The organism is Streptomyces sp. (assembly GCF_035563135.1).
Lineage (GTDB): Bacteria > Actinomycetota > Actinomycetes > Streptomycetales > Streptomycetaceae > Streptomyces.
Genome location: NZ_DATMVN010000377.1, coordinates 1 through 20,418 on the forward strand (window position 1 = coordinate 1; position 20,418 = coordinate 20,418).

Sequence of the window (20,418 nt, forward strand, 5' to 3'; positions counted from 1 at the left end):
CGGCCGTCGTGCCGCGGCGCCCCGGCGGGTGCCGGGCGTCACTTCCCGACGACGAGGCCGTCCTCGGCCGCACCACGGCTGAGAACGGCGCCGTGGATGCGGTCACGGATCTCCCGCAGACGGCCGCCGTCCTCTCCGGCCGGGGAGGGCGCCCCGAGATCCAGGCCGACGACGCGCCCCGCCTGGGCGTCGAACCACTGGGGAATGAACTCGGCTTTCCTGACGGCCCACCGCTGCCCCGGTTTCGCGGGCGGCTCGAAGGTGAAGCGGCCCATCGAGCTCTCGTTGGCGCGCGGGTCCCGGGCCCCCTCGTGGTTGATCATGGCCCCGGCGACCTGGTCCCCCATGCCGTACACGATCCAGGTGCCGTTGACCTTCTCGTACGCCTGCGGGACATGGGCGTGGGTGCCGAGGATCAGGTCGATGTCGGGGCGTCCGCCGGTTCGGGAGGCCGTGAGTTCGCGGCCGAGCCCGAGCTGGACCTCATCGGGGGCGTCCTGCCACTCGGTGCCCCAGTGCAGGGAGACGACGACCACGTCGGCGCCCGCCTCGCGGGCCGCCCTGGCGTCCGCGACGATCCGCTCCTCGTCGATCAGGTCGACCGCCCAGGGCTGCCCGGCGGGCAGGGGGATGCCGTTGGTGCCGTAGGTGTACGCGAGATGGGCGACCTTTGCCGCGTTCTTCCCCTTGCCCGCCCTGAGCAGGGTGGGGCGGGAGGCCTCCTCGGCCGAGCGTGCGGACCCCGCGTGGGCGATGCCCGCACGGTCCAGGGCGTCGAGGGTGCGCCCGATCCCCTGGGCGCCGTCGTCCAGGGTGTGGTTGGAGGCGGTGGAACAGGAGTCGAAACCGGTGGCGCGGAGCGCGGGCGCCACCTCGGGCGGCGATTTGAAGGACGGATAGCCGGTATAGGGGCCGCCGTCCTGGCCGTACACCGTCTCCATGTGGCAGATGGCCAGATCCGCCCCTGAGACCGCCGGGGCGGCTCCCTTGAGCATGGGGCGGAAGTCGTAACCGCTGCTGCCCGCGTCGGCGGCGGCCCGGTCGATGACCGAGGAGTGCGGCAGGATGTCGCCCGAGGCCAGCAGCGTGAAGGTGCGCGCGCCCTCCGCTCCCCCGGCCCCCGCCCCGTTCGCCCCCCGCTCGGCGGGGAGGTGCCGCCCGGCGAACCCGGGAGGCGAGGACGGCTGTCCGGTACAGGCTGTTGCGGTGGCGAGGAGACCGGCGACGGCGACAGCCGCGCCCCCTCGGATGCGCTTCGTCATCTGCACGACTCCCGGTTCGGATGATTTCGGCCATCCGACTACACATATATTCATACTGGTCAGTCAAGAACAAAAGCCCCCAAGTACCTGAATCGGCCGTATCCCCGTCTGCCGACCGTTCACCGCACCACTCGCCGCTCCGTGCGACCGCTCGGCGCACATCCCGGCGTACCGCCTGTTCCTCCGTGCCCCGATGCGTTCGTATACGCCAGGCGGGAGCGAGGCGTCAGGGGCCTCTTGGGGAAAGGACGTTCACGATGACCACGGCGACGACCGATGAGCGGGCCCTCGCGGAGCTGCAGCGGGAGCACGGGCCCGCGCTGTTCCACTTCCTGCTGGGACTGACGTTCGGCGACCGGCAGCGGGCGGAGGACCTGTTGCAGGAGACGCTGGTGCGCGCCTGGCAGCACCCGGAGGCGTTCGACGCTCCTTACGACTCGATGCGCCCCTGGCTGTTCACCGTCGCCCGGCGGCTGGCCATCGACGCCCGCAGGGCCCGTCAGGCCCGGCCGACGGAGGTCAGCGACGCGGTTCTGGTGAGCGCTCCCGCCCAGGGCGACACCGCGGCCTCGGCGGTCCACGCCCTCGATGTGCGCGAGGCCGTGAGCACGCTCAGCCCCGAGCACCGTGCGGTGCTCGTGCAGATCTACTTCCGGGGGCTCAGCGTGAGCGAGACCGCGCAGGCCCTCGGCATACCGGCGGGGACCGTCAAGTCCCGGTCGTACTACGCCCTTCGGCTGCTGAGGAGCAATCTGCCCGGTTATTCCAGCAGGTCGTCCACATTGAGCAGCGCGAGCAGGGAGACGGCGTCCACGGCCTCCACATAGGCCGCGGCGCACCCTCCGCACCGCTGGAGATGCCGGGCGACCGTTCCGCTCTCGTCCGCTTCCAGGGCATCGAGCACATAGGCGCCCAGCAGTTGCCGTACATGCGGGGTGTCGCCCGGGCCGGCGGTCATCGCACCTCGTATCTCCCGACGGATCCTGCCCTTCTGCCCACGCGAGGCACGTGCCCCCGGTTCAATGCTGCGTGTAGCCCGGTGCCGAGACGACGAAAGAGGCGAGACGGGATGCGTCCCGAACATCACGAAGGATCCGGCGGGGGCGGGCTGCTGGTCCCGATGGCCTGGATGTACTCCGAGTACATCGCCGACGAGGTACTGGTGACCGGCGACCTGATGGAGCCGACGACCCTGGAGTACCGGGCGGGACGCGACGCGCTCGCCCTGACGATCTTCCTCTCCGACGGCGCGGTCGCCGAAGAGCTCCCCGTGGCGCGGGTGGACGAGCTGCGGCTGCTCACCGCCTACGGGGCCGCCTGGCGACGCTGGGTCTGCGCCCGGCTGGAGGCGCTGGCGCGGCCGACCGCTCCCGCAGGACTCCCGGGCCCCGACCTCGCGCTGGCGCAGGCCGCTTGGCGGTGGCTGGAGGAGACCGAACTGCTGGCCGCGGATCTCGACGCGATCGGCCCGCCGCCGTGGGAGCCGGAGGACGAGGAGGAGAGCGGGACGCAGGTGTGGACGCCGGCCTGGCAGCTGGGGCTGCCGCTGGGCCATCTGGCCGTCCACCTGTACTGAGCGACGGGCGGATCACGAACCGTGTACACCCGCACGGTACTTGGGCAGCCTCAGGGTGATCTTCATGCCCGCTCCGACTCCCGTCTCGATGACGAGCCCGTAGCCGTCCCCGTACACCTGGCGGAGCCGTTCGTCCACGTTGAGCAGGCCGATGCCGGTGGAGGCGCCACCCTCGCCGCGCAGGATCTGCCGGAGACGTTCCGGTTCCATCCCGGCCCCGTCGTCCTCGATGACGACCTCCGCCTCGGCGCCCGCGTCCAGAGCGCTGATCGTGATGCGGATCGGGGTGCCGCCCGTCCGGACGGGACCCTGAGGGCGGGGAAGGCCCGCAGCACCCTCCAGGCCGTGTTTGACCGCGTTCTCGACCAGGGGCTGGAGACAGAGGAACGGAAGCGAGACCGGAAGCACCTCCGGGGCGACCTGGAGGGTCACCGAGAGCCGTTCGCCGAAGCGCGCCCGCACCAGCGCGAGATACTGGTCGATGGAGTGGAGTTCGTCGGCCAGGGTCGTGAACTCCCCGTGCCGGCGGAACGAGTAGCGGGTGAAGTCGGCGAATTCCAGAAGGAGTTCACGCGCCCGTTCGGGGTCCGTCCTGACGAACGAGGCGATGGCGGCCAGCGAGTTGAAGATGAAGTGCGGCGAGATCTGGGCACGCAAGGCCTTGATCTCGGCCTCGATGAGCTGCGTACGGGACCGGTCGAGCTCCGCGAGTTCCAGCTGCACGCAGACCCAGCGGGCCACCTCCCCCGCCGCTCTGGCCAGCACGGCCGATTCCCGGGGAGCGTAGGCGACGAGGGTGCCGAGCACCCGGTGGTCGACCGTCAGCGGGACGGCGACGGCCCAGCGCAACGGGCAGTCGAGGTCGCCGCAGTCGCTATGGAAGGCGGTGTCCCTCCCACTGGCGAGGAGGCCCCCGACGTGGTCCATCACGTCCTTGCCGTGGTGGTCGCCCTCGCCGTCCCACACCAGCACCCGGTCACGGTCCGTGAGGCACAGGGCGTCGGTCCCCAGGAGCGAGCGCAGCCCGCGTGCCGACCTGCGCGCGCTTTCCTCCGTGAGTCCCGTGCGCAGCGGGGGCGCGGCGAGGGAGGCCGTGTGCAGGGTCTCGAAGGTGGCGTGCTCGACGGGGGTGCCCACATCGCTGGTGCGTACGGGGCGGGCGGTCCGGCCCAGGAGGAAGCCCGTGCCGAACAGCAGCAGGACGAGCACGGCGATGACGGCGATCCCCGCCCCGGTCACCGTCCGCGCCCCGAGGTCAGCGCTTCCGGCAGGTGGAAGCGGGTCATGGCCGCGTTGGTGCCCGGCGGTACCCGTCCCGGAGTGGCGAGGGAGACCAGGATCATCGCGAGGAAGCCGACCGGTACCGACCAGACGGCGGGCCAGGCGAGCAGGGCGTGCGGCCAGCCCGGCGGACGCACCGCCCCGCTGACGGTGATGGCCACGGACAGCAGCGCGGAGCCGCCGCCCAGCAGCAGCCCGGCGATCGCGCCCGGTGGCGTGAGCCTCCGCCACCAGATGCCGAGGACGAGCAGCGGGCAGAAGGACGACGCGGAGACGGCGAAGGCCATCCCCACCGCGTCGGCCACCGGCACCCGGCTGATCACCAGCGAGCCGGCCAGTGGCACGGCGATGGCCAGTACGGTGGCCAGCCGGAAGTGCCGTACGCCCCGTGAGGGCAGGACGTCCTGGGTGATCACTCCGGCGACGGCCATGGTGAGTCCGGACGCCGTGGACAGGAACGCGGCGAACGCGCCGCCCGCGAGGAGAGCGCCGAGCAGATCACCGCCGAGGCCGCCGATCACCCGGGCGGGCAGCAGCAGCACGGCGGCGTCGGCGTCACCGCCGTGCATGAGCTCGGGGGCGTACAGCCGGCCCAGGGCTCCGTACACCGGGGGCAGCAGGTAGAACAGCCCGACGAGGGCCAGGACGGCGACGGTGGTGCGGCGGGCGTCGCGGCCGTTGGGGCTGGTGTAGAAGCGGACCACCACATGGGGCAGGCCCATGGTGCCGAGGAAGGTCGCCACGATCAGTCCGTACGTCGCGTAGAGCGGATGGTCGGCGCGGAAGACGGATATCTGTTCCTCGAAGCTGACGCGGGGGCGCCCGTCGCCCTGCCAGGCCAGCACCAGGAAGACGGCGGGCACCAGCAGTGCGGTGAGCTTCAGCCAGTACTGGAACACCTGCACGAAGGTGATCGAGCGCATGCCGCCCGCCGCGACGGCGACCACCACGACGGAGGCAACGAGGACGTCGCCGAGCCAGCCGGGCGCTCCGGTGAGGATCTTCAGGGTGAGACCGGCGCCCTGGAGCTGCGGCACGAGGTAGACCCACCCGGCACCCACCACGAACACGCTGACGAGTCGGCGCACCTGTTGTGATTCGAGCCGTCCTTCGGCGAAGTCCGGAAGGGTGTAGGCACCCGAGCGGCGCAGCGGGGCGGCGACGAAGACCAGCAGCACGAGGTATCCGGCGGTGTAGCCCACCGGGTACCAGAGCATGTCGGGGCCGTGCACCAGGACCAGGCCCGCGATACCGAGGAAGGAGGCTGCGGACAGGTACTCCCCGCTGATGGCGGCGGCGTTGAGCCTCGGACGCACGGTGCGCGACGCGACGTAGAAGTCGGAGGTGGTACGGGAGATGCGCAGCCCGAATCCGCCGACGAGGACGGTGGCCAGGACGACGAGGGCGACCGCCGCCACCGCCGCCGGGTGGCCGGGTGTGCTCACGGTGCGGGGCGGCCTTCCACGAGTCTGGCGAAGTCGTGCTCGTTGCGTTCGGCCCTGCGCACGTACCACCAGGCGGCCAGGGTGAGCGGCGGGTAGGTGGTGAACCCGAGGACCGCCCACACCAGGGCGTTGCTGTGGAGCGCCTCGAAGACGAGGGGCAGGGTTCCGGCGACGAGCGCGAGCACGGCGAAGGCGGTGAGCCCGGCACGGAGCTGGCTGCGCATCAGTGAGCGGACGTAGGCGCCGCCGAGGGCGGTCTGCTCGTCGATCTCCGACTGCGCACGGTAACGGGGCAGCGGACGCACCCGTCGGGGCTCCCCCGTGACCACTTCGCGCCGGGGCGTGCTCTCTGCGGACATGGGCCCGGAGTGTAGGCGGCGCAGGGCTCGGCTGGGAAGAGGCATCCGTCCGGTAGGGCCAGGTCAGCGGCCGGTCTGCCGCATCAGGAGATCGCGGAGGGCGCGGGTGTGGCGTCGGCTGACCGCGAGCTCCGCCTCCCCGATGCGTACGCTCATGCTGCCGGCGTCGAGCCGGAGTTCGTCGATCCGGTTCAGCGCCACGAGGTGGCGGCGGTGGATGCGTACGAACCCCCGGGAGCGCCAGCGTTCCTCCAGGGTGGTCAGTGGTATCCGTACGAGATGGCTGCCGGCAGCGGTGTGCAGCCGGGCGTAGTCGCCCTGTGCCTCGGCGTACGCGATGTCGTCGACGGGCACGAAGCGGATGACTCCGCCCAGTTCCACCGCGACCTGGTCGGCGGACGCGTCGTGGACGGGCGCGGAGCGTTCACCGGTCAGGTCGGCGACACGGCGGACGGCCTCGGCCAGGCGCTCGCGGCGGACGGGTTTGAGGACGTAGTCGACGGCCTTGAGGTCGAAGGCGTGTACGGCAAAACCTTCGTGGGCGGTGACGAAGACGATGAGCGGCGGCGCGGCGAACCCGGCCAGGAGCTGGGCGACATCGAGTCCGGACAGGCCCGCCATATGGATGTCGAGGAAGACGACGTCGATCGCAGAGGGGTCCTCAGGCCCGGCGTCGACGGCACCTCCGATGCGGCGCAGCGCCTCGGTGGCACCCGTGGCACCCTCGGCACTCCGGATGCGGGGATCGGCGCGCAGGAGGTAGAGGAGTTCCTCCAGCGCGGGTTCTTCGTCGTCGACGGCGAGCACACGCAGCATGAGGCCGGAGTTTAGGTCCTTCAGCAGCGTGGCGGCGTGAGTGTTTCACGGCTTCACCGCGTGGCTGAGGACATACGCGCCATCGCTGCTCGAGCAGACGGAACAGCCACCGGGCTGAACGGCACCTCCGGCACGGTGCCGCCGCAGACGGAGCAGGCGCGCACGCCGCTCTTCCTCCCGGCCTTGGGCCGGCCTGCCGCGAAGACCCGCCGGACGCGCGGCACGCGTTCAGACGGCGGGCACCCGCAGCCCGTAGACCCGCTGCGCGGTCTCCGCGAAGACGGAGCGCTGCTCGTCCTCCCCCAGCCGGCCGGTCAGCTCGCGTGCCGCGCCCAGGACCTCGGTGTATCCGGCGGCGAGCCGGCACACCGGCCAGTCGGAGCCGAACATCAGCCGGCCGGGACCGAAGGCCTCGATCACGGTGTCCGCGTAGGGGCGCAGGTCCTCGACGGTCCAGGACGCCGGGTCCGCCTCGGTGACCAGGCCGGAGAGTTTGCAGACCGTGTTGGGCAGGGTGGCGAGCGCCCGCAGGCCGTCGGCCCAGGGCCGGGTGCCGCGCCGCGCCACCGGCGGCTTGCCCGCGTGGTCGAGTACGAAGGTGAGCTCCGGCAGCAGCGCGGCGGCGCGGGCGGCGGCGGGCAGCTGGTGGGGCCGCACGATCAGGTCGTAGACGAGGCCGGCGGCGGCGACGGCCCGTAGCCCGCGCAGCACGTCGGGGCGCAGCAGCCACCCCGGGTCGTCCTCGCCCTGCACCTGGTGGCGGATCCCGACGAGCCGGCCGCCGCCGGGCAGGGCGCGGAGGGCGGCGAGGGTGTCGGTGATGTCCGGTGCGGTGAGGTCGGTCCAGCCGACGACGCCGGCGACGAGCGCGCCGTCACCGGCGAGCGCGAGGAGTTCGGGCGTCTCCTCGGCGACGGTGACCGTCTGGACGAGGACGGTGGCGGTCACGCCGGCGGCGCGGGCCTCGGGCTCCAGATCGGCGAGGGTGAAGGTGCGGCGGATGGGGGCGAGTTCCTCCCCGGTGATCCACTCCTGGTCGCGGACAGCGAGGTCCCACACATGGTGGTGGGCGTCGATGACCGGCAGCGCCGCCATGTCACAGCAGCCCTTCTGCGCGCAGGGCGTCCCAGAGCGCGTCCGGGACCGGCGTGCGGAGCTGCGCCGCGGCGTCCCTCACCTCGTCCGGGGAGCGGGCACCGACCAGGACCCCGGCGACGGCCGGGTGGTCCAGCGGATGGTGCAGGGCTGCGGCGCGCAGCGGGACACCGTGTTCCTCGGCGACGGCCCGCATGCGCACGGCCCGTTCCAGGAGGGGCGCGGGGGCCGCCGCGTAGTCGTACGTCGCGCCGGGACGGGGGTCGGCGAGCAGCCCGGAGTTGAACACACCTCCGACGACCACGCTGCGGCCCCGGGCGGCGGCCTCCGGCAGCAGCGTGTCGAGGGCGCTGTGGTCGAGGAGCGTGAAGCGGCCGGCGCAGAGGACGGCGTCGACATCGGTCTCGCGCAGGAAGCGGGTGAGCATCGCGGTCTGGTTCATGCCCGCGCCGATGGCACCGACCATGCCCTCGGAGCGCAGCTTCTCCAGCGCCGGGTAGCCCTCGCGGAAGGCCGCCTCCCCGTGGTCGTCGGGGTCGTGCAGATAGACGATGTCGACCCGGTCGAGACCGAGGCGTCCGAGGCTGTCCTCGATGCTGCGGCGGATGCCGTCGGCGCTGAAGTCCCACCGGCGCCGGTGGGTGTGCGGTACGGCGAATCCGTCGGAGAGACCGTGGTGCGCCGCCGTCTCGGCGGAGGTCAGCGGGTCGAGCAGGCGGCCCGCCTTGGTGGAGACCGCGTACGCGTCCCGGGGCCGGTCCCGCAGGGCCTCACCGAGGCGGCGTTCGGAGAGCCCGAGGCCGTAGTGCGGTGCGGTGTCGAAGTAGCGGATGCCGACGTCCCACGCCGTGTCGACGGCGGCGGCGGCCTGAGCGGGATCGACCTCGGTGAAGAGATTGCCGATGGCCGCCGCTCCGAAAGCGAGTTCCGTGATCTCGACCGCGCTGTGTCCGAGCCTGACGCGCCGCATGCCCTTGCCACCCCCGCCGATGGTTCCTGATGGTCCGTCCAGGACTATTCATCGGATCATTCGGTTACGTCAACAGGGTGCGGGATATCGGCCTTCACGCCGGGGCAGGCACCGTGGGCACGAGTGCGTGCAGGTCGTACAGCTCGTCGTGGAGGGCGGAGGCCAGCCGGTCCAGATCGGGCAGCGCCTTCCCGTCGGCGACCAGTCCGACCTGTACCCGCCCGCCGTACGTGGACAGTGCCACGGCCAGTGACTGTCCGCGGGCCAGCGGCGCCATGGGGTAGGCGGCGCGCAGCGGGCAGCCGCCGAGCGAGAGCGCCGAGTGGGGCAGGGGCACGCTGGTGACCAGGATGTCGAAGAGCATCCGGGCCGCGTTCCCCGCCAGGGGCGCTCCGAACCGGTGAGCCAGCGCGGGCAGCTGGTCGGCCAGTACGGCGACGGCGCCCGCGCCGCGCAGCGGCCCGGCCGCCTTGTTGCGGTCCATCCCCGTGCGTACGAGATGCAACCGTTCCCCGGGGTCGGGTTCGTTGACGGGCAGCCCCAGCAGGTAGGCGGAGAGCCTGTTGCCGGCGGCCGCCCCGCCGGGCCGCCGCCGGGACACCGGAACCAGGGCACGCGGGTCGGCGCCGGGAAGCGGCTCCCCACGTCCGAGCATCCAGCGGCGCAGCGCACCGGCGACCACGGCGAGCAGGACGTCGTTGGCCGTACCGCCCCCGGTGCGCCGGATCCGCTGCACCGTTCCGGCGTCGAGCTCGGCGGTGGCCAGCCTGCGCGTGCCGCTGGAGCGTGCGGTCAGAGCTGTCGTGGCGCGCAGGTCGAGGCGGCTGGCACGCACGACGGAGGCTCCCACCCCGAGCGCCCGGCCGACGTCCCCGAGCCGGTCCATCGCCATGCCCGCCGCCTCGTACGCGCCGGGCAGCCAGGAACGGGGCGGAACGGGGGCCCGGCGCACCGCGCCGCGGGCGGCACCGGCGGAGGCGATCTGGTCGAAGATGCCGGCGCCGATGGCGACGGCCCGCATCCCGTCGGCGAGCGCGTGGTGCAGCTTCACGAGTACGGCGAACGGCCCGTCTCCCGCGCTGTCGAGGAGGAACATCTGCCAGGGGGGCAGGCCCCGTCCGAGCGGCCGCTCCATGAGTTCGCCGGCGAGCCGGGTCGCCTCCGTCATGAAGTCGCCCTCGGGCAGCACGATCCGTCCGACGTGCCGCTGCACGTCGAAGTCCTTGTCGTGGAACCAGGCCGCGCCGCCGACGGGCAGCAGGACGTCACGCACCCGCATGCGCAACCGGGGAATGGCGGCCGCCCGGGCCCCGAGCAGCTCCAGCAGATCCTGCGGAGCCACTCCGGCCACCGGGTCGAAGACGGCGAGTGCGCCGAGGTGCATCGGATGGGCATCGGTTTCGAGGTGCCAGAAAGCCAGATCAAGCGGTGCCAGGAGCTCGGTACGCAACGGGGCCTCGCGTCTTCGGCGGTGGAACGAGGGGATCGCAGTCAATCCCGCAGCGTCGGTCACGGTCAAGCATGGAAAGGTTACGTAACGTTACAGCCTCGCGATGTCACCGTGACGGCGCTGCCCGCGCTCCGCGATGCCGAATTCGCACCACACGCACTTTCCGCTGCCCCGGGACTCCACTCCCCAGATGTCGGCCAGCCGGTCGACGAGCATGAGCCCGCGGCCCGAGACTCCGGACTCCCCCGCGTCCCTGCGGCGCGGAAGCGCGCTGGAGCGGTCCTCCACGTCGACCCGGAGGCGGCGTCCGGGTCCGGTGAGCACCCGGATGGTGACGATGGCGCCGCCGTCGGTGTGCATCAGCGCGTTGGTGATCAGCTCGTCGGCCGCGAGCTCGACCTCGTCCGCCCGGCCCTTCACCCCCCAGGCACGCACGGCTGCCCGGATCATGTGGCGGGCGGACGTCAGCGCCTCCGGGTCGTTCTGCGCGACGTGCTGCTGGAGCCGGCCGCCCGGACGAGGGGCGTGAGCCGCGTCACGACGCAGGAGCAGCACCGCCATGTCGTCCTCGCCGCCGCGCTCGTCGACGACCTCGCAGAGCCGGTCGGCCAGCTTCTGGAGGTCCTTCGGGCCGTCGCTCACCGTCGCGGTGAGCAGGCGCATGCCTTCGTCGAGGTCGGTGCCGGGCAGCTCCACCATTCCGTCGGTGTAGAGGACCAGCGTCTGGCCCGGGTCCAGGTCGACGGTGCTGACCGGGTATTCGAGCTGCCCGAATTCCGCGGAGAGCCCCAGCGGCAGCCCGCCGTCCACCGGCAGTCTGTGGCAGCTCCCGCCGGCCTCCCGCAGGGCCGGGTCGACATGCCCGGCCCTGACCAGCTGCACCACTCCGGTGGTCAGGTCGGCCTCGGCATAGGTGCAGGTCGCGAAGCGGTCGGTGTCGAGTTCGTGCAGGAAGACGGAGGCCCGTGCCATGACCGTGGCCGGGTTGTGCCCTTCCGCCGCGTAGGCACGCAGCACGATCCGGAGCTGCCCCATGACGGCCGCCGCATGCGTGTCGTGCCCCTGGACGTCACCGATGACGGCGCCGACCCGGCCGCCGGGCAGCGGGATGATGTCGTACCAGTCGCCGCCGATGTCCCTGCCGAGCCGTGCCGAGCGGTAGCGGACGGCGAGCTGCGCCCCGGGCACCCCGGGGATCCGGCGCGGCAGCATCGCCTGCTGGAGCCCTTCGGCGAGATCGTGCTCCTGCTCGTAGAGCATGGCCCGCTGGAGGCTCTGGGCGATCGAACTGCCGAGAGCCACCAGCAGGTTCCGCTCGTCGCCGGCGAAACCCGCCTTGTCGCCGTAGAGAAGTCCGAGTGCACCGATGGGGCGGGCCTGGGCGATGAGGGGCATGTAGACGGCGGCGGTGATGCCGAGGCCGCTGATGCGGGGCCACAGGAGGGGGTACGAAGCCGCGAAGTCCTCGGGGGTCTCGATGAAACGCGGCGTGAGCGTGCGGATCACCTCGCTCATCGGGTAGGGCTCGTCGGTCCGGGTGTAGCGGGTGCCCTGCACGTGCGCCCCTTCAGGGCCGTCCGCCACCAGATGGATGCGCCCGGACTCGAGCAGCCCCACGACGAGACTGGTGGCGCCGAGGTCGGCCAGCCCCTGGGAACTCTTCAGCACATCGGTGACGTCCTTCACCGTCCGGGCGTGGGCCAGGGCCGCCGTGGTTCCTTCGACCAGGCTGGTGCGGCGCCGCCGTTCCTCGTCGACGGTCCGGCGTGCGGTGGCCTCGGCCAGTTCCTGGGTGGCGTCACGGATGATTCCGATGATCCGGCGGGGCCGTCCGGTGCCGTCGCGGCGGATGAACCCCTGAGTATGGGTCCAGCACAGCGTGCCGTCCCGCTGCGCCCTGCGGAAGTACGCGCCGTAGTTGTTCCGGCCGCTCTTCAGGGCCTGCGAGACCATGTCGTCGAGCCGGATCGCCTCGTCGGCGGGGACACGCTGCGAGAGTGCCGCCGGGTGGCCGTCGTACTCCTCGGCACGCAGGTCGAACACATCGAGGGCGGGTTCGTCCATGTGCATGAGGCCGCTGTCCAGATCCCAGTCGAAGCTGCCCATTCGGTTCAGGGCGAGGCTGAGGTCCGGGTGGGCGGGCCAGTCATCCGGGAGTGACAGGGCACCCGCTACCCGATCATCCATGCGCGCCACTCTGCCACCATTTGTCCGATTTTTCGACCGCCCTCACTTTATTGAACACGTTCAAGAAAGCTCGTATGCTCGGGTCCGCAAAGATGAACACGTTCAATTCGAGCTGCCGGTGTAGGTGTCCGGATGGGGGATGGCGCAATGTCCGTACTGGTCGGACTGATCGTGATGCTGGGCATGCTGGTGATCGTCCCGTTGGGCCTGGGGCTCGTCGGCGATCCCGCGCTCGACCGGATACGGCGCCTCTGGCCGCTCTTCGCGGTGCCCGGCGCCGTGTCCCTCTGGCTGCCGCGTGGCGGTGGCGCCACGGCGCTCGCCCTCTGCTACGCATTGGGGGCACTGCTTCTCGCCACGCATGCGCCCCGGCGCCTCGCCCGCACGCGCAGCGCATGCCCGGCGGAGGCCGCCCTGCTCACCGCACTGGTCGCCCCGTCGGTCGCCGCGCTCGCCCTCGTCGCCGAGCGCGCCGGCCACGAACTGTTCGGCTTCGGGCTCGGCATCCTGGCGCTGACCGTGCCCCACTTCCACTTCGCCGGTTTCGCCGCCGCCCTCGTCGCCGGGCTCGTCTGCCGGGCCGGCGACAGCGCGGCAGGCCGGTTCGCCGCCCTGAGCGTGCCGCTCGGCACTCTGCTCGTCCTCATCGGCTACTTCGCCGGGGACTGGACCGAGTTCGCCGGGGCAGTCGTGCTCACCGCCGGGATGTGGAGCATCGCCCTGCTGACCTGGCGCACCACCCCCGCCGCCGGCCGGGACCGCCTCACCCGCGGCCTGCTCACCGTGTCGGCCGGCGTGCTCGCGGTGACCATGGTGCTCGCGCTGAGCTGGGCGCTCGGCGAGGCCACCGGGCTGCCGCACCCCACCCTCGCCTGGATGACGGCCACACACGGGCTCGGCAACGCGCTGGGCTTCGCACTCTGCGCCCTGTTCGCCCGGCGCAGGCTCCAGGACCTCACCCACCCGGAAGGCAGGCCCGCATGAGCACCCTGACGTACCCCGAGGTCGGGGCCACCCGGCTCGGACCGCTCCCGGACGGCTACAACCACCTGCACCACCGAGCCGTGGTCGGCAGGGGCCGGCCGGCCTTCGAGGCCGCGGGCACAGCCGTCACCGAGTGGCACGTGCACCGCGCCACCGGAGCCGGGGTGGACGCCTCCGCCGTACGGGCGGCCGCCGGAGTCACCGTCGAGGTGTCGGCCGGCATCGGTCCGCTCCGCATCACCGCCCCCTGCGAGGTCGTCTGGACCGCGTACGGGAAGGACCGCACCGGCTTCGCGTACGGAACCCGGCCGGGGCATCCGGAACGCGGGGAGGAGAGCTTCACGGTCGAGCTGACGGACGACGGAACCGTGTGGTTCACCGTCACGGCGTTCTCCCGGCCCGCCTCCTGGTACACCCGGCTGGCCGGTCCTCTCGTCCCGATGGCCCAGCGGTGGTACGCCCGGCGGCTCACCACCGCGCTGCGCCGGGCCGTGTCGGCCGCCTGACGGGCGGGGCACGCCGGATACTGGAACCGATGGAATGGTTCACCGCGGACGGTTACTGGCTGAGCAGGCTGATCTTCCAGCGGGCGCTCGCCGTCGTCTACCTGGTCGCGTTCGTCACCGCCGCGCTCCAGTTCCGGGCTCTGATCGGCTCACGGGGCATGCTGCCCGTGCCCGGCCTCCTGCGCCGCACCTCGTGGCGGGCCGCGCCCGGTCTGTTCCGGCTGCACTACTCCGACCGCTTCTTCGCCGTGGTCGCATGGACGGGCGCGGCGGTGTCGCTCGCCCTCCTGGCCGGCCTGGACACATACGTCCCCCTGGGGGCGGCGATGGCCCTGTGGGCGGTGCCATGGGTGCTGTACCTGTCGATCGTCCAGGTCGGCCAGGTCTGGTACGGCTTCGGCTGGGAGTCGCTCCTGCTGGAGACGGGCTTCCTCGCCGTGTTCCTCGGGAACTCCGGCACGGCGGCCCCGGTGCTGGTGCTGTGGCTGCTGCGCTGGCTGCTCTTCCGGGTGGAGTTCGGCGCCGGCCTCATCAAGGTCAGGGGCGACGAGTGCTGGCGGCGGCTGACCTGTCTGGACTTCCACCACGAGACCCAGCCGATGCCGGGTCCACTGAGCTGGTTCTTCCACCGGCTCCCGAAGCCGGCGCACCGGGTGGAGGCCGCCGCCAACCACGTCACCCAGCTCGTGGTGCCGTTCCTGCTGTTCACCCCGCAGCCGGTGGCGAGCGTCGCGGCCGGGCTGATGGTGGTCACCCAGCTGTGGCTGGTGCTGTCGGGGAACTTCGCCTGGCTGAACTGGCTGACCGTCGTGCTCGCCCTCGCCGCGGTCGACTGGTCGCCGATCGCCGGCCCACCGCCCTCACAACCGGGTTCACCGCTCTGGTACGAGGTGGTGGTCCTCGCCGTCACCGCTCTCGTCCTGGCGCTCAGCTGCCGTCCGGCGCGCAATCTCCTCTCGCGCCGCCAGGTGATGAACCGGTCTTTCGACCCGCTGCACCTGGTCAACACCTACGGCGCTTTCGGGAGCATCAGCAGGATGCGGCTGGAGGTGGTGGTCGAGGGTACGGAGGATCCGGTGATCCACGAGGGGACCCACTGGCGCGAGTACGGCTTCCGGGGCAAGCCCGGTGATCCGCGCAGGCTGCCTCGCCAGTTCGCCCCGTACCACCTGCGGCTGGACTGGATGATGTGGTTCGCGGCGCTCTCCCCCGCGTATGCGCGCCCCTGGTTCGGGCCGTTGGTCGAGCGACTGCTGCGCAACGACCGTGACACCCTGCGCCTCCTGGGCCACAACCCGTTCCCCGAGAGCCCGCCCGCTCACATCCGGGCCAGGGTCTTCCACTACCGCTACACGGACTGGCAGGAGCTGAGGACCACCGGACGCTGGTGGGACCGTACCTACGTACGGGATTTCATGAAGCCGGTCGCACGGCCCGTTCCGCTCCGGCCGGACGAGCCGGGCCTGAAACAGGGGGACGGGTGACGAGGGAGGGACGGCAGCCTGTGCGCGGGCACGGCAGGAGCTCCGCGCGGAGCGCGATCCGCCGGCGCAGGACCGTCCCGCCCGGGGCAGGACCGGGGCGGGACGGCCTGCACACGGAGGGGTCAGTCGGCCCGGCCGCCCGGCACGACGCAGGAACGGCTGTTCTCCCAGCCCCAGCCGTCACCGTCCGGGTCGGTCGAGCTCCCCTGAGTGCAGTAGGGGTAGCCGTTCGGCGCCGTGCCGGAACCGGTGCCGCCGCCCGCGTAGACGGTCGCCTCGCGGGCCGTCCGGGCAATGCCGTTGTTCCCGTTGAAGAGGCGGTCGCCCCAGCTGGTCAGTGAGCCCGGGTCGAAGCCGGTGACCACGTCGAGGTACTCGACACCGCTGCCGTTGCCGCTCCAGGACCAGCCTAGATATCCCAGTCGCAGCGACTGCGCCGTGGCCATGATCGCGTCCTCGTCCGGGTTTCCGTCGCTGTGGTTGTCGCCGAACTCACCGACGACCACAGGCAGGCCTGCGTCGGCGAAGGCGCCCAGGTAGCTCCGCACCTCCACGGCCGTGTCGTAGACCCCGTACATGTGGATCGAGAACACCGTGTTGCGCTCGGGGTCCGAGGCGAACACCGCGGCGGCGTTGTTCTTCATCGTGCCGGACCAGTCCTGGCCCCAGTTGGGCGCGTCCACCATCAGGGCACCGGAAAGGCTCCTGCCCCCGTCCGGCGGACGGGGGCAGGAGCCGGGGCACTGTTCGCACAGGTACCGGTCAGTCGATGCCGGGCAGGATGTGCGGCTCGGCCAGATCGTCCTCGTAGCCGGCCAGCCTGATCGGTGCCGACCGGGCCCAGACCTCGATGTTCCGGAGCTTCTCGGGCCGTCGGGCCCGGTCCCCGGCCAGTTCGGCCGGATGCGTCTCGGTCTTCGTCATTTCAGGTGTCACCGCGGACTCCTTCGTGTCGCGACACCCCGGGGCGGTGGCGGCGCTGCGGCTGTGAGAACCGTGTCGGCCACCCCCTGCGGGGCAGGGGCAGAAACAGTTCGGTCGCGGTGGCGCCGGTACGGGGTGGGACGGCGGACTGCTTACAGACCTGTCCCAGGACGGCCGAGGAAGTTTCGTGGATCCCTTGGTGGCGTCCGTTGAGCCCAGACTAACCAAATGAGCACCATCCCGCTCGACAGAACGTGTGTCCTGGATCACTTTCAGCCAGCAGAACGGTAGCGTCCCCGTGGTCCACGAGGCCGCCGTGCCGCGTGTCACCGCAGGTGGCGGGAGGGTCTGGAGGGGTGCGCGAGAAGCCGGAGGCCGCTACAGGCCCGGGGGTCACCAGCCCGCAGGCGCGTAATCCTTCAGGAAGCAGCCGTACAGTTCCTCGCCCCGCTCACCGCGCACGATCGGGTCGTAGACCCGGGCGGCCCCGTCTACGAGGTCGAGCGGGGCGTGGAAGCCCTCCTCCGCGAGGCGCATCTTGTCGGGGTGCGGCCGCTCGTCCGTGATCCAGCCGGTGTCCACGGCCGTCATGAGGATGCGGTCCTTCTCGAACATCTCCTGGGCGCTGGTGCGGGTCAGCATGTTCAGCGCGGCCTTGGCCATGTTGGTGTGAGGGTGTCCCGCACCCTTGTAGCCACGGCCGAACACCCCCTCCATCGCCGAGACGTTCACCACGTAGGCGCGCTTCGCCTCGGTCCGTGCCATCGCCGGGCGGAGGCGGCTGATCAGGATGAAGGGCGCCGTGGAATTGCAGAGCTGGACTTCGAGGAGCTCGATCGGTTCGACCTCCTCGACGGTCTGGATCCAGCTGTTCGTGTCGTGCAGGTCGGGGACCAGGCCCCCGGCGTCGATCGCGGTGCCCGCGGCGATGCGGGCCGGCGAGGCGGACCCTGTCACCAGGGCGAGGTCCGTGACGTCCTGCGCGCTCAGGCCCTGCCCCTCCTTGCGGGCGGCCGGCAGTGCGGCGACACGGTCGACGGTGCCGCTGCCGAAGGTGCCGATCACCTCGGCGGCGGGGAGCTCGCCCGAAGGCAGCGGGGCCGACTCGGCCGAGAGCAGCTCGCTGTAGGCCTGCGGTGAGCGGCGGACGGTCTGCGCGGCGTTGTTGATCAGGATGTCCAGCGGTCCCTCGGCGGCGACGGAGTCGGCGAGCGCGACGACCTGGGCGGGGTCACGCAGGTCGATGCCGACGATCTTCAGGCGGTGGATCCACTCGTCACTGTCCGGCATGGCCTTGAAGCGGCGGATGGCGTCGTTGGGGAAGCGGGTGGTGATGGTGGTGTGGGCACCGTCACGCAGCAGCCGCAGCGCGATGTACATGCCGATCTTTGCGCGTCCGCCGGTGAGCAGTGCACGGCGTCCGCCGAGGTCGGTGCGCGCGTCGCGCCGGCTGCGGTTGTCCTTGGCGCACGGCTGGCAGAGCTGGTGGTAGAAGGCGTCCACCTCGACGTACCGGGTCTTGCAGATGTAGCAGGACCTGGGGCGCTGGAGTATGCCCGCGATCTCGGCGGTGGCCGAGGAGGACGGGAGGACGCCCTGTGTCTCGTCGTCGATGCGCTCGGCGGAGCCGGTCGCCGTGGCCTCGGTGACGGCCTTGTCGTGCGCGGTCTTGGCGGCGCGGCGCTCCTGGCGGCGGCGCTGTTTCACCGTTCGGTAGATACCGGCGGTGGCCCGGCGTACGGCGATGGCGTCCGGGTGGTCGACCTCGATGGAGTCCAGCTCGTCGAGCACGCTCAGGCAGACGGCCAGCCGCTCCGGGTCGATACCGGGACCGAACCCGTCGATGCCCGGAGCGAACTCCTGGCTGTCCTCTGTCACCGTCATTGCCGTTCCTCTGTCACTCGTCACTCATGCCGCTGCCGGGCTTCGGTGGGGAGTGATCCGGCCGGGGCCGGCGAGGGCAGGCGCGCACGGGCCGGATGCCCCGGTCAAGTCTGCCACGAGTCGGGTGTTGCTCCGTTCTGCTACCGCCCCGCGCCCCCGGTGGCCGAGAGAGGGGTCGCGATGTCCTCGAGGGACTTCTGTTCGGCCGCCACCGCGAAGAAGAAGGCGACCAGGCCTGCGGCGACCATGAGGGCGGCTCCGATGCAGAACGCCAGGACGGTGTCGCCGACCACCCCGCTCGCGGTCAGGTCCGCGAAGACCAGCGGGCCGGTGATGCCTCCCGCCGCGGTTCCCACCGCGTAGAAGAACGCGATCGCCATCGCCCGGGTCTCCATCGGGAAGATCTCGCTCACCGTCAGATACGCCGAGCTGGCGCCGGCGGAGGCCACGAAGAGGACCAGGCACCAGCAGCCGGTCATGGTGACGGCGGTCAGGGCCCCGGCGTCGAAGAGCCACGCGGTACCGAAGAGGAGCAGGCCGGAAAGAATGTACGTACTCGAGATCATCGGCCTGCGCCCGACCGTGTCGAAGAGACGGCCGAGGAGGAGCGGCCCCAGGAAGTTGCAGAAGGCGATCACGGCGAAGTAGTAACCGGTGACGCCGCTGGGGACGTCGAAGAACTTCACGAGGATCGAGCCGAAGCCGAAGGTGATGGCGTTGTAGAGGAAGGCCTGCCCGATGAAGAGGGCGAGGCCGAGGACGGCCCGTTTGGGATACGAGCGGAAGACGGTCCGGGCGATCAGTCCGAAGCCGATGCCCTTGCGCTGCTGCACGGTGATGGCGGGCTCGGCCGGAGGCAGGCTCCTCCCGGTCTCCGCCTCCACCTCCTGCTCCACCCCGTCGACCAGTCGCTCCGCCTCCTTGTCACGCCCGTGGATGAACATCCAGCGCGGGCTCTCCGGCACATGGCGACGCACCAGCAGGATGACGAGCCCGAGGACCACGCCCAGCGCGAAGGTGAGGCGCCAGCCGATGTCCTTGGGGAAGATGTCGGTGTTCAGCGCCAGGACGGAGAGCAGGGAGCCCGCCACGGCCCCGAGCCAGAAGCTGCCGTTGATGATGAGGTCGACACGGCCCCTGTACTTGCTGGGGATCAGCTCGTCGATGGCCGAGTTGATCGCCGCGTACTCCCCGCCGATCCCGAAGCCCGTCAGGAAGCGGAAGAGGAAGAACCACCACGAGGAGAAGGAGACGGCGGTGAGCGCGGTGGCCGCCAGGTAGACGGCGAGGGTGATCAGGAAGAGCTTCTTGCGGCCGTAGCGGTCGGTGAGCCACCCGAAGACCAGGGCACCGGAGCACGCGCCCGCGACGTAGAGTGCGGCGGCGATGCCGGTGACCTGGGCGTCGGTGATGGCCAGGCCGCTGCCGTCCTCGGACAGCCGGCTGGCGATGTTGCCGACGACCGTGACTTCGAGTCCGTCGAGGATCCAGACCGTGCCCAGGCCGATGACGATCATCCAGTGCCAACGCGACCAGGGCAGCCGGTCCAGCCGTGCCGGGATCCTGGTGGTGACGGTCGGTCCGCCTGCTGTACCGGTGCCGCTCATGAGCCCCTCCTCCGCTTCCGGAAGACAACAGGTGCCCTGAATGAGGCGTGACTCACACTTCAGCAAGAAAGAGTAACGGGAACCACCCTTTCGATCACGGACCGTTACATCGAATGGGCTCCACCCGGATCCATTCCGGATCCCCACGAGAATTTTCGGAATTCGGTGGCATTACTTCCGGATGGCGGGGCATCCGCCCCTCACTGCACAGTTTTCCTGGGAGGGCGACACCATGACGGCCATGTCAGTGCGAACCACTGAGGCGATCGGCACGGCGGCGACGCGGCGTGACGAGGCGGGTACGGTTGCCGACACGGCTGCGCTTCCGTGGATCGAGGACGCCGGCAAGGTGGCTCCGCAGGATGCCCGCGCCATGTCCAAGCTGTTCTTCGACCGCCTCCAGACGCTGGAGGAGGGCACGCACGAGTACCAGTACGCGCGCAACACGCTGATCGAGATGAACCTCTCGCCGGTGCGCTTCGCGGCGCAGCGGTTCCGCAACCGGGGCGGGGACGACACCGAGGACATCATCCAGGTCGGCACGATCGGCCTGATCAAGGCGATCGACCGCTTCGACCTGTCGCGCGA

The 20,418-nt window shown here is 71.3% G+C and carries 20 protein-coding genes; 6 read left to right on the forward strand and 14 right to left on the reverse strand.

The window, feature by feature from the left end; genetic code table 11:
- Positions 1-38: 38 nt before the first annotated feature.
- On the reverse strand, positions 39-1,262 hold the full coding sequence (locus tag VN520_RS16405; RefSeq protein WP_325747664.1) for a CapA family protein: 1,224 nt from the start codon (positions 1,260-1,262) through the stop codon (positions 39-41).
- Between the two features lie 257 nt (positions 1,263-1,519).
- Between VN520_RS16405 and VN520_RS16410 the strand changes: the two genes are divergently transcribed.
- Complete coding sequence (locus tag VN520_RS16410; protein WP_325747665.1) at positions 1,520-2,089, forward strand: sigma-70 family RNA polymerase sigma factor; 570 nt, start codon at positions 1,520-1,522, stop codon at positions 2,087-2,089.
- Here VN520_RS16410 and VN520_RS16415 read toward each other — a convergent pair.
- Positions 2,023-2,220 carry a zf-HC2 domain-containing protein gene (locus VN520_RS16415; RefSeq protein ID WP_325747666.1) on the reverse strand — a complete coding sequence of 66 codons (198 nt, stop codon included), beginning with the start codon at positions 2,218-2,220 and terminating at the stop codon, positions 2,023-2,025. The two genes, VN520_RS16410 and VN520_RS16415, sit on opposite strands and share 67 nt — an antisense overlap.
- Before the next feature lie 111 nt (positions 2,221-2,331).
- Here VN520_RS16415 and VN520_RS16420 point away from each other — a divergent pair, with 111 nt between their 5' ends.
- The gene (locus tag VN520_RS16420) at positions 2,332-2,838 is read left to right on the forward strand and encodes a hypothetical protein (protein ID WP_325747667.1); all 507 of its coding nucleotides are present in this window, start codon (positions 2,332-2,334) and stop codon (positions 2,836-2,838) included.
- 12 nt (positions 2,839-2,850) lie between these two features.
- Here the strand turns inward: VN520_RS16420 and VN520_RS16425 are convergent, their stop codons facing one another.
- The 8 genes from VN520_RS16425 to VN520_RS16460 form a co-directional block, all read right to left on the reverse strand.
- Positions 2,851-4,077 (reverse strand): sensor histidine kinase, encoded by a 1,227-nt coding sequence (locus VN520_RS16425; protein ID WP_325747668.1) that lies wholly within the window; start codon positions 4,075-4,077, stop codon positions 2,851-2,853.
- Positions 4,074-5,564 (reverse strand): cation acetate symporter, encoded by a 1,491-nt coding sequence (locus VN520_RS16430; RefSeq protein WP_325747669.1) that lies wholly within the window; start codon positions 5,562-5,564, stop codon positions 4,074-4,076. Before VN520_RS16430 ends, VN520_RS16425 begins: the two co-directional genes overlap by 4 nt.
- Positions 5,561-5,923, reverse strand: coding sequence for a hypothetical protein (locus tag VN520_RS16435; protein ID WP_325747670.1), 363 nt, complete (start codon positions 5,921-5,923; stop codon positions 5,561-5,563). Before VN520_RS16435 ends, VN520_RS16430 begins: the two co-directional genes overlap by 4 nt.
- A 63-nt stretch (positions 5,924-5,986) precedes the next feature.
- Complete coding sequence (locus tag VN520_RS16440; protein ID WP_325747671.1) at positions 5,987-6,739, reverse strand: LytTR family DNA-binding domain-containing protein; 753 nt, start codon at positions 6,737-6,739, stop codon at positions 5,987-5,989.
- A gap of 228 nt (positions 6,740-6,967) precedes the next feature.
- Positions 6,968-7,834: an amidohydrolase family protein gene (locus tag VN520_RS16445; RefSeq protein WP_325747672.1), complete on the reverse strand. Its 867-nt coding sequence runs from the start codon at positions 7,832-7,834 to the stop codon at positions 6,968-6,970.
- A gap of 1 nt (position 7,835) precedes the next feature.
- Entirely contained in the window at positions 7,836-8,804 is a 969-nt protein-coding gene (locus tag VN520_RS16450; RefSeq protein WP_325747673.1) for an aldo/keto reductase, read from the reverse strand.
- Positions 8,805-8,898: 94 nt separating this feature from the next.
- Positions 8,899-10,254, reverse strand: a complete 1,356-nt coding sequence (locus tag VN520_RS16455; protein ID WP_325747680.1) for a wax ester/triacylglycerol synthase family O-acyltransferase — start codon at positions 10,252-10,254, stop codon at positions 8,899-8,901.
- A gap of 90 nt (positions 10,255-10,344) precedes the next feature.
- Positions 10,345-12,441, reverse strand: coding sequence for a SpoIIE family protein phosphatase (locus VN520_RS16460; RefSeq protein WP_325747674.1), 2,097 nt, complete (start codon positions 12,439-12,441; stop codon positions 10,345-10,347).
- 147 nt (positions 12,442-12,588) lie between these two features.
- Between VN520_RS16460 and VN520_RS16465 the strand changes: the two genes are divergently transcribed.
- Genes VN520_RS16465 through VN520_RS16475 form a run of 3 tightly spaced genes read left to right on the forward strand, consistent with a single transcriptional unit; the run spans position 12,589 to position 15,415 of the window.
- A complete protein-coding gene (locus VN520_RS16465; RefSeq protein WP_325747681.1) occupies positions 12,589-13,425 on the forward strand; it encodes a YndJ family protein in 837 nt (278 codons plus the stop codon).
- Positions 13,422-13,931, forward strand: a complete 510-nt coding sequence (locus tag VN520_RS16470) for a DUF1990 domain-containing protein (protein ID WP_325747675.1) — start codon at positions 13,422-13,424, stop codon at positions 13,929-13,931. The genes VN520_RS16465 and VN520_RS16470 overlap by 4 nt, the downstream gene beginning before the upstream one ends.
- A 29-nt stretch (positions 13,932-13,960) precedes the next feature.
- On the forward strand, positions 13,961-15,415 hold the full coding sequence (locus VN520_RS16475; protein WP_325747676.1) for a lipase maturation factor family protein: 1,455 nt from the start codon (positions 13,961-13,963) through the stop codon (positions 15,413-15,415).
- 122 nt (positions 15,416-15,537) lie between these two features.
- Here the strand turns inward: VN520_RS16475 and VN520_RS16480 are convergent, their stop codons facing one another.
- The 4 genes from VN520_RS16480 to VN520_RS16495 form a co-directional block, all read right to left on the reverse strand.
- Positions 15,538-16,101, reverse strand: coding sequence for a cellulase family glycosylhydrolase (locus VN520_RS16480; RefSeq protein ID WP_325747677.1), 564 nt, complete (start codon positions 16,099-16,101; stop codon positions 15,538-15,540).
- A 76-nt stretch (positions 16,102-16,177) separates the two neighbouring features.
- A complete protein-coding gene (locus VN520_RS16485) occupies positions 16,178-16,351 on the reverse strand; it encodes a hypothetical protein (RefSeq protein ID WP_325747683.1) in 174 nt (57 codons plus the stop codon).
- A gap of 381 nt (positions 16,352-16,732) precedes the next feature.
- Entirely contained in the window at positions 16,733-18,223 is a 1,491-nt protein-coding gene (locus VN520_RS16490; RefSeq protein WP_325747678.1) for an SDR family NAD(P)-dependent oxidoreductase, read from the reverse strand.
- A gap of 140 nt (positions 18,224-18,363) precedes the next feature.
- On the reverse strand, positions 18,364-19,830 hold the full coding sequence (locus tag VN520_RS16495) for an MFS transporter (RefSeq protein WP_325747679.1): 1,467 nt from the start codon (positions 19,828-19,830) through the stop codon (positions 18,364-18,366).
- A gap of 232 nt (positions 19,831-20,062) precedes the next feature.
- On the opposite strand from VN520_RS16495, the gene VN520_RS16500 reads away from it, so the two are divergent.
- A partial coding sequence (locus tag VN520_RS16500) for a sigma factor (RefSeq protein ID WP_325747682.1) occupies positions 20,063-20,418 on the forward strand: 356 nt, incomplete at its 3' end.